The 12,758-nt window shown below is 60.1% G+C and carries 9 protein-coding genes; 7 read left to right on the top strand and 2 right to left on the bottom strand.

Features of this window, described 5'->3' with window-relative positions; translation table 11 throughout:
* Positions 1–181: 181 nt before the first annotated feature.
* The 7 genes from CMV30_RS18590 to CMV30_RS18620 all read left to right on the top strand — a co-directional run bounded on the left by CMV30_RS18590 (position 182) and on the right by CMV30_RS18620 (position 7,305).
* A complete protein-coding gene (locus CMV30_RS18590; RefSeq protein ID WP_096057423.1) occupies positions 182–1,156 on the top strand; it encodes an amidohydrolase family protein in 975 nt (324 codons plus the stop codon).
* A complete protein-coding gene (locus CMV30_RS18595; RefSeq protein ID WP_096057424.1) occupies positions 1,131–1,886 on the top strand; it encodes an SDR family NAD(P)-dependent oxidoreductase in 756 nt (251 codons plus the stop codon). Before CMV30_RS18590 ends, CMV30_RS18595 begins: the two co-directional genes overlap by 26 nt.
* Before the next feature lie 10 nt (positions 1,887–1,896).
* A complete protein-coding gene (locus CMV30_RS18600; protein WP_096057425.1) occupies positions 1,897–2,985 on the top strand; it encodes an alanine racemase in 1,089 nt (362 codons plus the stop codon).
* Positions 2,982–3,677 (top strand): hypothetical protein, encoded by a 696-nt coding sequence (locus CMV30_RS18605; RefSeq protein ID WP_096057426.1) that lies wholly within the window; start codon positions 2,982–2,984, stop codon positions 3,675–3,677. Before CMV30_RS18600 ends, CMV30_RS18605 begins: the two co-directional genes overlap by 4 nt.
* Entirely contained in the window at positions 3,674–5,083 is a 1,410-nt protein-coding gene (locus tag CMV30_RS18610; protein WP_096057427.1) for an FAD-binding oxidoreductase, read from the top strand. The genes CMV30_RS18605 and CMV30_RS18610 overlap by 4 nt, the downstream gene beginning before the upstream one ends.
* Positions 5,084–5,088: 5 nt before the next feature.
* Positions 5,089–6,462, top strand: a complete 1,374-nt coding sequence (locus CMV30_RS18615; RefSeq protein ID WP_175414967.1) for a (Fe-S)-binding protein — start codon at positions 5,089–5,091, stop codon at positions 6,460–6,462.
* Positions 6,463–6,546: 84 nt separating this feature from the next.
* The gene (locus CMV30_RS18620; RefSeq protein ID WP_096057428.1) at positions 6,547–7,305 is read left to right on the top strand and encodes an IclR family transcriptional regulator; all 759 of its coding nucleotides are present in this window, start codon (positions 6,547–6,549) and stop codon (positions 7,303–7,305) included.
* 28 nt (positions 7,306–7,333) lie between these two features.
* Here the strand turns inward: CMV30_RS18620 and CMV30_RS18625 are convergent, their stop codons facing one another.
* Positions 7,334–8,497, bottom strand: a complete 1,164-nt coding sequence (locus CMV30_RS18625) for a glycerate kinase family protein (protein WP_096057429.1) — start codon at positions 8,495–8,497, stop codon at positions 7,334–7,336.
* A 109-nt stretch (positions 8,498–8,606) separates the two neighbouring features.
* A complete protein-coding gene (locus CMV30_RS18630; protein ID WP_175414968.1) occupies positions 8,607–12,653 on the bottom strand; it encodes a DUF4838 domain-containing protein in 4,047 nt (1,348 codons plus the stop codon).
* Positions 12,654–12,758: the final 105 nt, after the last annotated feature.

A 12,758-nucleotide genomic window follows, 5' to 3' on the forward strand; every position in this document is an offset into this window, starting at 1 on the left:
TTCAGCTGACTTTTTCGGAACGGGTTTGGGAATTCGGCCGCCGCACATTTGTTTCACAATGTGAACTTACTATTTCGTCAAACAAAATACTTGAAGGCTTATAAATTTCTCCCGAACGTCACTACAACAGAGCAAATCCCCGGGTATTTCGTCTCTCTTTTAGACCCGGACCGCAAAAACCATGCTTATCGACTGTCACAATCACCTCGGGACAGATCTATTTTTCTACCTGAACGGTTTCTACCCCTACGCGCAGGACCTGAACGCGCTTGCGACCGAAGGTGGACGCCACGGCATCGACCGTTGGGTGGTCTTCCCGATGGTGTCCAACGCATGGTTCGACGTAGCCGCAATGCGCACCGGCCAGTTGAAACCGGGCGGGCCGGAAGCCGTTCCTTACGCTTTCGAAAACGAGCGGATGCTTCGCGAGATCTACGAGCAGTTCCCGGATCTCGGTCGGCGGACGATTCCTTTCGTCATCCTGGATCCGATGCGTGAAGCCGCCGCTCAAGTGAAGCAGCTGCGCGCGCTGCATCGGCAGTTCCCCTTCTACGGCCTGAAGATTCAGGCGACCATGATTCAAGCCGATGCCGGCGCGCTGCTGACCACCGGGCGTTGCTTCCTGGAACTCGCCGAGGAGCTCAACCTCCCCTTTCTCATTCACTCGAGCGTAGTGGCGAACGATCCGTGGTCGGAAGCCGGGCTCTTGTTGCGCATCGCCGAAGCGGCTCCGCAGGTCCGGTTCTGCCTCGCGCATTCCTGCCGCTTCGACCGCGTGTATCTTGACCGGATCGCCGAGCTGCCAAACACGTGGTTCGATTGCTCCGCGCACATTATCCACTGCAAAGGGACCGCTGCTGAAATGGGCTTCACTGCGGCACCGGCGCGAAGATTCGCCGCCGACTACCGCGATCCCGCCGCCGTGCTTAGAGCGCTCGCCGAAACCTATCCCACGAAAATGCTCTGGGGCTCGGACACGCCTTTCGAAAGTTTTGTCGGTCAGGGCGAGTCCGGCCTCGTCTCGCTTCGCGCCACCTACGAGGAGGAAATCGCCTGCGTGAAAGCCCTGCCGGGAAAACTGCGCGACGCCGTCGGCTGCAACAACCTCCTCTCCCTGCTTCAACTCAAAGATGAAAACATTCTCACTCGCGGGTAACGCCGCCCTCGTCACGGGCTCGTCCAAGGGCATCGGTTACGCGATCGCCAACGGACTCGCCGAGTCGGGCGCGCAGGTCGTTTACCACGGTAGCACCACCCAGCCGCGCCAACTGCCCGCGGGGGCCGCGTTCGTGCAAGCCGATCTTCAGCAACCGGACGCTGCTGAAAAACTCATTGCGACCGCCGTCGAGCAAAAGCCCGGTCTCGATCTGCTCGTGTGCAACGCAGGCAGCTTCTTCGATGTACCGTTTCTCCAGATGAGCGTGGCCGATTGGGAGCGAACGATGAACCTGAACGTGCGCGCCGCATACTTCCTCGTACAAAGCTTCGCCCGTGCCCTGCTCGCGCGCAACCGGCCGGGCTCGGTGGTCATCGTTTCGTCAACGAATGGCTTCCAGTCCGAAGAGGACTCCACCGCTTACGACACGTCAAAAGGCGCGCTGGTCATGATGACGCGCTCGCTCGCCCAGGCACTCGCGCCGCAGCGCATCCGCGTGAACGGGCTCGCTCCCGGTCTCATTCGCACACCGCTCACCGCTCCGTGGATCGACCAGCAGCACGACAAGCGAAAGCACTACGAAAAAAAAATCCTGCTGGAACGCATCGGCGAGCCGGAAGATTGCGCCGGTGCCGCGGCCTTTCTTCTGTCGCCCGCTGCTAACTACATTACCGGTCAGGTCATCGTCGTGGATGGCGGCCTGACGGTCGGTCAGATCGGCCGGATGTGATGCTTTCGCCATGAATTCGGTCGACGATCTTCCCACGCCGGCGCTGCTTGTGAACCAGTCCCGGCTGGTGAAAAACATCCGCGCGATGCAGTCCGTGTGTGATGCTCATGGCGTTGAACTTCGTCCGCACATCAAGACGCACAAGTCCGCCGAGATCGCGCATCTTCAACTGGCCAATGGTGCACGCGGTCTGACCTGCGCCAAATTAAGCGAAGCGGAGGCGATACTTCCGTCGGGTGTGCGCAGCCTTTTTATCGCTCATTCGCTCGTCGATCTGCGTCTGACCTCCCGCCTGAACGCGCTCGCGGAAAAACTGGAAGACTTGCGCCTGGCCGTGACCAGCGAGGCGCACCTGGAGGCTTTCGAACGTCTCGCCGCGAAGCTCTCGGGAAAAGTCCAGGTGATGCTGGCGCTCGACACCGGACTGGGCCGCGAAGGCGCGCGCGATCAATCGTCCGCACAAGCTCTCGCCGCAAAAATTTCCCGGTATCGTCACCTGCAACTTCGGGGCTTCTACACCCACGAAGGTCATTTCTACGGCCACCCGCTCGCCGATCAGACCGCGCGGCTGAATCAATTTATCGAAAGACTCCTCCAAATCCGGGACGCGATTGATCCTTCGTTGCCTCTGTGGCCCGGCTGCAGTGTCACCGCGAAATCAATCGCGGCCGCTACCAGCGGAAAAATCCAGTCTGTGCGTCCGGGCGCATATGTTTTCGGCGATCTCGCGCTCACGGAAGTCACCGGGGTGATGCAGTCCGATGAGGTGGCGCTTCATGTGCTCGCGAGCGTCGTGGACAAACCAGCGCCGGGACTCGCGCTGATCGACGCCGGCTCAAAAACATTCTCCTCGGATCGCACGCCCGCAGGGATTTTTGCCAGGGCCGCAGATGGACGCGATCTCACCGTCGTTCGCGTAAACGAGGAGCATGGCTACGTCACCGGTCAGTCCGTGGATCAACTCAAGATCGGCGAGCGAGTCGCTTTCACTCCCGCCCACGTCTGCACGGTCGTGAATCTTGCGAGCAAGTTGGTCGTGACCGAAGGCGGCGAGATTCACGCGATCTGGCCGGTCGATGCCCGCGGTTGCTCTCAATGAATAAAACCGCCGCTGCCGCACCGGCGCTCTGGCCGGTGCCTTATTGCCACGATCTCATCACGCCTCTTCCGTTTGCCATCGAGGCGCGGGATGACAGCTGGCGGCCACTCCATCAGGCCTGGAGAACGGAGCCCGAAACTGGATTTCAGCCCGGCTGGGCGCGCGTCCTCTGGCAGTCTCGTCATCTCGTCTTTGAGGCTCTGTTCGCCGGCAAATCGCTCAGGAACTCCGCGCGTAAGTTCAATGAGCGCACGTGGGAATCAGGCGACGTCTGCGAAGTATTTCTCGAAGACACCACCGCCCCTCATTACATCGAGATTCACGTCACGCCGGAAAACCAACGCCTGCAACTGCGCTTCCCGCATGACGGACTCGAAGCCGTTCGCAGCGGGCGCGCGCAGCTGGAGGAATTCATGATCCACGACGCCGACTGGGTGCAGACAGAAACGGTTTTAACGAAAGACCACCTGAGTGTGCGTGTAATTATCCCGTCCAGCATTCTTGGTGGCGATCAACCGATCCTAAATTGCACTCGAAATTTCCGCGCCGCCGTTTGCCGATACGACTATCGCGCGCGCAGCGATAATCCCATTCTTTCGTCTACTGCGCCGCTCAACGGCCCCCTATTTCACCAACGTGATGCCTGGGCACCGCTCAAGTTGGGCCCCAAAAATTCCGGGGATGCTTTGTGAGCGCAGAATTGATCAGCGAGCTCGTCGCATTGCTCGGACCTGCACGGGTTTTGACGAAGAAGGAAGACCTGATCCCCTACGGATTTGATGGCACTGCCGCATTGAACCAGTTGCCGCGAGCGGTGGTATTTCCCGACAATGCGGCCGAAGTCAGCGCCCTCGTGAAGATCGCTCGCGCCCGGCGGATGCCCGTGGTCACTCGAGGCAGCGGCACCGGATTGTCGGGTGGCAGCGTTCCCGTGGAAAACGCACTCGTAGCGTGCCTGACCGGCATGAACCGGATTCGAGAGCTGGATACACGCAATCTGACATTGCGAGCGGACGCCGGCGTCATCACGCAGAAGATTTTCGAGACTGCCGATGCCGCCGGATTGTTTTATCCGCCCGATCCGGGCTCGATGAAGATATCCACCATCGGAGGCAATGTCGCCGAAAACTCCGGCGGCCTCCGCGGGCTCAAGTATGGCGTCACCCGTGACTACGTCATGGGCATGGAGGTCGTTCTCGCCGACGGATCCATCTGCTGGCTCGGAAACAAATGCGTGAAAGACGTGGCGGGCTATAACCTCCGCGATCTTTTTATCGGCAGCGAAGGAACGCTCGGGATCGTCACCCAGGTCCTGCTCAAACTCCTTCCCAAGCCCGCCGCACGGCAGACCTTGCTTGCGACGTATGCGTCGATGGACGCGGCTGCGGAAACGGTTTCCGCCATCATCGCCGCCAAAATCATCCCGTGCACGCTGGAGTTCCTCGACCGAAAGACCGTGCAATGCGTGGAAGACTACGCGCGCGTGAATCTGCCCCTCGATTCCGAAGCCGTGCTTTTGATCGAGACTGATGGTCACCCCTCCGCGGTAGCCGACGAAGCGCAACAGATCGAACAGATCGCCCGCGCCAACGGCGCACTCACCGTTCGCAAGGCACGCGACGCCGCTGAGGCCGCGCAACTCGCGACAGCCAGGCGCAGCGCGTTCTCCGCGCTGGCACGAAGGCGGCCGACGACAATCCTTGAGGATGTCACCGTTCCGCGCAGCGAACTGGCGAAGATGATCCGCGCCGTACAGGCCATCGCGCTCAAGCACTCGCTGGATATCGCGGTCTTCGGACATTTCGGCGACGGCAACCTGCACCCGACAATCCTCACCGACGAACGCAACGCCGCAGAAATGCACCGCGTGGAGCTAGCGCTGAAGGACATCGTGGATGCCGCGCTCGGTCTCGGCGGCACGATCACGGGAGAGCACGGTGTCGGTGTGGCCAAGAAGCCATTTCTTAAACAGCAACTCGGAGAAAATTCCCACGCACTTCTAAAAATGATCAAGCAGTCGCTCGATCCCCTCGGCCTGCTCAATCCGGGAAAGATCTTCGACTTTCCAGTGCAGGAAAATCATACGCCGAAAACCTGACATGCATGACTCCCCGTCTTACTCCTGATGATCCGGGCGCTGAATCGAGCGCGCACCCTCACTCAGGCAAAACCAGCCTCGCCTCGCTGGATTACTCCGTTTTGCAGCAGTGCATGCACTGCGGCATGTGCCTGCCTACCTGCCCGACCTACGCTGAAACAGGTCGCGAGCGAAATTCTCCCCGGGGACGCATCGCACTCATGCGCGCAGTCGCTGATCGGGAATTGAACGTAACGACCAGCTTCGCCGAGGAAATGAGCTACTGCCTAGGCTGCCTCGCCTGCACCACCGCCTGTCCCGCAGGTGTGGACTACACGACTCTTCTTGAAACAGCGCGTGCGCACGTTGAAAGCAGCGGAATCACTGCCACGCCTAAGCGAACCTTCGTGCGCTGGTTCACCATGGGCTGGCTGTTCAAGAAGCCACGGCTTCTGCGCCTCGCCGGACGGCTCCTCTGGCTGTATCAGGTAACGGGATTTCAGCGGGCATTCAGAAAACTACGGCTCACTTCGCTCCTGCCAAAACGCATCCGCGAGCTGGAGCCATCGACTCCGAAGATTCAGCGCCACTTTTCCGACACGCTTATCCCCGAGATCACACTCGCGCGCGGAGAAAAGCGGTACCGAGTCGCACTACTCACCGGTTGCGTGCAAGACCTCGTTTTCAGCGATGTGAATCACGCCACCGCTCAAGTCCTGGCCGAGAACGGATGCGAAGTGGTGACACCGCGCACGCAATTTTGCTGCGGCTCCCTGCACGCTCACAACGGCGACCAGGAGAATGCACATATTCTCGCACGACGGCAGATCGACACGATCGATCCGGAGAGATTTGACGCCATCATCAGCAACGCCGCCGGCTGCGGATCGCATCTGAAGCATTATGACCGGCTGCTGGCCGAGGATCCTCGATACGCTGCTCGCGCGAAAGCATGGTCCCTGAAAGTCCGCGACGTCTCCGAATGGTTGATCGAGATCGGCTTTCGAAAGCCTCACGCAGGAACTGGCGCAACCGCGCCACACATCGTCACGTACCACGAAGCCTGCCATCTCTGCCACGGGCAAAAAATCTCCAAGCAGCCGCGAGAAATCCTAAGAGCCATTTCGAACGTAGAACTACGCGAGTGCGCCGAATCCACCTGGTGCTGCGGCAGCGCCGGGATTTATAATATCACGCAACCCAGCACTTCCGCCTGGCTGCAAATGCGGAAGCTCGGTCATCTCAAAGCCACAGGTGCGACCCTCGTGACCACGGCCAATCCTGGCTGCCACTTGCAGATAGAAAATGGCCTCCGAGCGACCGGTGATACTCAAATCGAAGTTGTTCATCCGGTCGTTCTCCTTGCCAAAGCCTACCGGACCGAAATTGCTCGCAGATAACCTGCGCCCGAAGGCCGCCGACGCCGATGTAAAGATTACATTTCGTTTGACGAAACGGATGACTCACCACGTAGAATTTCGTTCATGGCAATTGCCGTCATCGACAAGGCGTTTTCTATTCTGGAGGTACTGGCGCGGACCGGGCGTCCGCTCAGTCTCGCGGAACTGGCGGAGGAAACGCGCCAGCCCAAGCCGAGCGCTTTTCGCATTCTTCGCAGCCTGAGAGATCTCGGCTACGTCGATCAAACGGAGGAACGCGGGAATTACAGACTCTCCGAACGCTTGAAGTCCCTGCACGAATACGGACGCGACGAAGCTCTCCGTGAAAAGGCGCTTCCCGTCATGCAGAAGATCCATGGAATTTTCGACGAAACGGTGAACCTCGGAGCGCTCGAAGGTGTTTATATCCGCTATGCCCACGTCGTGGAAACGACGCAGGCGCTCCGCTCGATTGTGAAGCCCGGGGCGCGCGACGCGTTTCATACCACCGCGCTGGGACGCGCCGTGGCAGCCTACCTGCCCGAGGTGCAGCAAACCCGCCTTGTGGACAAAGCCTGCGCCATGGAGCCCGCATCCCGCCGCAAGGCCATCCGCGCCCGCCTGGAGACAGAGCTCGAAGCCACGCGCAAACGCGGCTGTGCCATTGAGGAAGAGGAAACGGTTCCCGGCGTCATGTGCGTTGCCATTCCTCTTCTTGAACTGGGCGAACCGCTCGCGGCGATCAGCGTGTCCGTCCCGATTCATCGATTCCCACCCGCGCGCCGCCTCGAGCTTCAGCAAACTTTGCTAGAATGCCGCCGGACCGCGCTCAATCCACGCAAAGTGGCCGCGGGCAACGCTTGAGCCGCTCGGTCGATTCTCGGCGACATTATCAGCCGGAGGTCGATTTGGCCGGCGGACTGCCTGGCACTCCTGCGTGACGACGAATCCATCTTGCCGCAAACCGGGCTGCCGCAAGTTCAAGCGTCTCAGTTGCACGCTTCACTGCGACCTCCGCTGAGGTTTCGCGATCAACCATCGGCACAATCTCGGCGAACAAACCTTGCTCGTCAGCGCCTGCCTCTAGTTGCCCGCAAAAGGCCACCACCGGCTTCGCGTGGCTCGCCGCCATTTTCGCCAGCGCTGCCGGTCCTTTTCCGAACAATGTCTGGCGATCAATCCGCCCTTCCCCAGTAATCACGAGATCGCTTCCAGCAATGGCCTCAGAGATTCCCAGCAGGTCGGCGATCGTCTCGAAGCCCGGTGCGAGTCGCGCACAGGCAAATGTCAGTAAACCATAGCCGAGCCCCCCGGCGGCTCCTGCGCCAGGCTGGTTTCTGTAATCCAGTCCGCTCTGCTTTGCCACGAGATCCGCGATACGCGCCATCTCTGCATCCATCCGCACCGGCTCGGCCAATCCCTTCTGTGGTCCATAAACCAGCGAGGCGCCATCGGCGCCGAGCAGTGGATTGTTCACATCGCAAAGCCCGACCACTTCTACCGCGAAGGCCTTTTCAGGCGGCACTAATTTTTGGATAAACGCGAAATTCACGGGGAGCGGATCCACCGGATGACCGCTCTCATCCATGAATATCCAACCAAGAGCGGCCGCCAGACCGAGGCCCGCGTCATTCGTCGCACTTCCTCCCAGTCCCACGAATATCTTTTTCGCTCCGCGAGCAGCCAGGTCACGCAACAGCAGGCCCAGTCCGCGGGAAGACGCTTTCCATGGATCACGCAGAGCAGGCTCGATAATTACCAACCCGAGCGGAGAGGCGCTTTCGCAAACAGAGACGTCTCTTAGCACAACCACATCCGCGTTTCTCGGGCGACCGTAAGCATCCATCGTTGGCACACGGTGCATGCTCGCGGAACCCTGCACCGACGCCAGCGCCTCAACAGTGCCTTCCCCGCCATCTGCGATCGGTAGGATCGTGATTTCGCTATTCGCAAATTCGCACCGCAAACCTCGCGCTATGGCTTCAGCGGCCTGACGCGCAGTCAGCGTGCCCTTGAATTTATCGGGCGAAATCAGGATGCGATGAGGAGGCAACACGTTGGATTAGAGGAGCAATTTCAAACAGAGTCTCGGCAATCGGGGAGTCTAGATACGTAAAATAAAATTGCGCCCGAACCGCGAGATTCGGGCGCAATGTTGGGGAGCTTTACGGATTGGCGAAGATATATTGCCAATAAGCCTGCATGCCAGGGATGGCGCTTTCGCGATCGATCATCCATTCGCGCCACAGCGTAAACGAACCGGCCTGACTGTCGCGATAGGTCAGGAGATCGCGCATCGCGGTTTCAGCCTGGGCATTGTAAGGCAACGCGGTGCTTGGATCGACGAGACGGATCGCCTTCGCGGTCAGACGTCCGTTGGTGCACGCAGCCCTAAGGAAATCCAGGCGGGCCAGCGCTGCGGTTTCACCCGGAGCGAGCAGGGCTTGGGCATCATCAAGGATTTGCTCCGCTCCATCGAATGCCGCGTCGCTGTAGGTCGATCCATAGGCATTCATGCCTGAGGACCAGCCGAGGATCGTGGTATTCCCGTTGTCCGCTTCGTTGTAGATGAAGTTTTCCCAGTACGTGAAGTAGTCACGCACGCGGGTGGACGCACTGCCAAAGCCCGAGCAGTACTCGTCGACAACCGCCTCTACATCGATTTCCGGGCGGGCCATCTGGCGCGCCATCAGATAATAGTAGAGACCAAAGCTCGCATAGCTGCCGCAAGCACTGTCGGAGTCCATGCCGAGGAGATAACCGCCGGCGAGCATCTCCTTGAAGTGATTCCCCAGGCGATGGGTCGGCCAGAATGGCCCTGCGTGCGCGGACAACATCCAGTTTGGACGGAGATACATCTGCGTGCAGCCCGCCGCGATCCAACCGAGTACGTCGGTCTGAGTCTCCGCGATTTGATCGAGGAGCACATCACTGGGCGCACCGGGGATATAAGCGATCGCCACGTTCGAAGGCAGCGTGGCCACCTGCGGGGCGTTCTTGTAGGTGTCGTAAGCGTAACCGTACACCGTCGCGCTAGGGTTGATGGCCGCCACGCGTGTAGCGACTTCCGAATACCAGCGTGCGTAACGATCGCCGAGCAGGGCATCGCTGCTTCCAAAGACTACATTGGCGGCTTGCGATGGGTAATCCCATGCAAGGCAGCTTGCGCACACGCAGAAGGATCGGCTGTCGTTCGGACACAGATTCAGGCTGTTTGGCGAACCTGCGGCGACCCACGCGTCCACACGGGCCTGAATCGTGTCGGCTCCGCTCACATGCAGTTTCACCAGCGTCGTCGATGGATCAGGATGGGAATGGCCCGGCAGCAACGTCGCGAAATATTCGGGATGCGTCGCACCATAGGTTGCCCACCACGCGGTCTCGGAGTGACCGAAGGCGGGATTTTTGCGTTGGCCCATGAATTGCCGGCGCTGCCACAGCACTTCTTCGTCCGCGAGCGCGGTGCGGGTTGTGCCACTCGCGGGCAGAACAGGAATCCCAAATCCGTACGTCGTGGAACCGCCCTTGTAGAGGCCAACACGCGGATTCCGGTACTTGCGCTGCACCATGTGCGGCCCGGTCGTGATGTTGAGCGACGGAAGGTCGAGCGTGCTCGACGCATTCACCACGATGCCGTCGTCTCCCGGCCAGAGCCAGCGGACGTCCATGACTTCTCCTAGGAGATAATAAACGCCGAAAAGCGTCGCAGGCTGGCAGCCCGACAGATCCGTCCAGTCGTTGTTGCCACCGTCCTTGCCGACGATGTGGAGATTTGCGCCGACCGTGCGGATGATAAAGTACTCTGTGGAGAGCGCGCTTGTATCGACTCCCGCGGACGTGCTCGCGGTGTTCGCGCCGAGATAGATGAATTTCTTTCCCGGATAACTACCTTCGTTGCCGACCGTCGAAATCGTGACTGTCGCGCCCGTGATCAGCTGCAGATGCTTTTGCAATTCCTGCGCCGCCTTCGTGACCGATGCGATTGGACTCGGCTTCGTCATGAGGACGACCTGCGACGTGCCGCTGGAGACGAGCGTCATCTTCGGAACGACCGTGACGGTGCCGGATCCCGAGGCAAATCCGGCAACACCGAATAGCGTATTCAGATCGGAGGCCGTGTAGGTGCCAGGAGTGTTCAGCACGGTCGTCATCGAGGACGATTCAAACGCACCACCGTAGCCAAGCTGGCCTGGCAATACCGTGACGTTCGCCGAGAGATTCAGGAAGCCCACCGTCGCGGATCCACCAACCGTCGTCGGGAAGTGAATGATCGCGGTGGGATTGGTCGCGGAGAAATCGATGTTACCCGCAAATCCAAGCGTGTGCTTGTGGATGGCCTTGATCGAAGCACCGCGCCATCCTGTCAGATCCTGGAACGACGTCATCAGCCAGCCGTTCATTTGCGAGCCGCCGGACGGGCCATCGCGGAGGAGGATGTTACCCGTGCCGGTCACCGGAGACTTAATGACAAAGTGAACGTCATTGGTATTGGCCCAGAAGACCGTGTCGCCATTGAGCGTCAGCGCACCGTCGAGCGTGGTGCGGCCGGTATCGGCACGGAGATAACGCACGGCGCCACTCGAGGTCGGCGCGGTTACGATGTCCGCAATGTACGTGCCGCGGGTAGTGGTGTTCGTGCCGTCGCCCGCGCGGGGACCGACCATGGCATCGCTGCCGGCACCGGTGTTCGCGAGTTGGAACCAGAGCGTGCCGTTGGTGGCGTTCGAAGTTACGCCGGAGGTTGCGCTATAGGCATCGATCACCAGCTCATCGCCCGCGAAGGTCGAATAAGGCTCGGGACCGCTGGCAACCGTGCCTCCCGTCGGACTGCCGATGCGGCCGCCTTTGACGGTATATCCGTTAGTATGATACGTCACACCGGATGTCGCCGTGGTGTAGGTAACGCCGGCATCGGACGTCCATTTGTACGCTGTGCCACTGGTGGCATCGTTCCAGCCGTTGGCTGTGGCGGCCGCACCGCTTCCGCCCGCCCAGCCGTTTGTGACCGTCGGCGCCGCGGCGATGGTTATCGCCAGTGCACGCGTGCCGCTGCCCGCACCGTTTGTCGCGCTGACCGTGAGATTCGTCGTGCCCGCAGTCGAAGGAGTACCGCTGATCATGCCGGTGCTCGCGTTAATGCTGAGTCCCGCCGGAAGCGATGATGCCCCAAATGTCGCGGTCTCCCCAACGGCAGTCACCAGATAGTTGAACGGTACGCCTACCCTGCCAGAAGCCGTGGTGAGGCTCGTGATTGCGGGAGCAATCGCAGCCGCCGGTTTAACCGTGAGCGTTCCCGAGCCGGCTGCAAAGGCCTGCGTCGCGTAGCCGCCGGTGTTCCAAAGCGCATTCAGTTGCGACGCCGTGTAAGTGCCGTCCGGAAGCACGCTCGCGCCGTAGGTCACCTTGCCCGACGCAAAGGAAACATTGGCGCCGAGATTCAGAAAGCCAACCGATGTCGTCGAAGGAAACGTCAGCGCCGCGCCCGGATTGGTTACCGTGAAATCAACCGCGCTGGTGAAGCTGATCGTGTGTTTGTTGGTGACGGAAATACTAGCGCCCGTCCAACCGGAGAGATTTTCGAACTCCCAAGTCACGTAACCGTTGGCCGTTCCGCTGCCGGCCGAGCCACCGCTGATCTCGATGCTCCCCGTGCCCAGGACGGTGGATTTGACGGTGAACAGCATGTCGTTGACGCCGGAAGGCACGCTCAACGTGGTCTTGCCGTTCAAACGCAGCGTGCCGTTGAGCGTGGTCACGCCGGTCGATCCGCGAATCGTGCGGGTCGATCCCGGTGTGCCGCCAATCGCATCGGTAGCGATGTTGGCCACGTAATTCGCCTTGGTGGACGTGCTCGGACTTCCCAAACGCGGCCCGGTGGCGCTACTCGCCAGTTCGAAGAGCAGGATGCCGCCTCCGCCTGCGGAACCATCCGTCAAAGTGGAAGCGCTGCTGAATCCGTCGATGACGAGAAGCTGTCCGGAAAAGTTATATGGATTGGGACTGCCTCCCGTCGTGTTGCCGACCCGGCCCGCGCGCAGCGTGTATCCGTTCGTATGATAGACGTTGCCGGCCGTGCCGGAGGCACCGACATAAGTCGAGCCGCTGGTCGTCCATTTTACATTGGCATTGGTCGAGTTCCAGTTGTCCGAACTTCCGGCACTCGCATTGACGTAGTAGTTTGTCTGGGCGAAACCGCCAGCGGCCAGGCTCACGAAGAGCGCAGCCGCGGAACACCGCATTGCGGATAATTTAGTCATAATACTCCTTCACATTCTCCCTGAATTTCAGGGTCCCATGGGGTACATGGGTATGATCAA

Origin of the sequence: Nibricoccus aquaticus (assembly GCF_002310495.1) — a bacterium.
Classification (GTDB): Bacteria; Verrucomicrobiota; Verrucomicrobiia; order Opitutales; family Opitutaceae; genus Nibricoccus; species Nibricoccus aquaticus.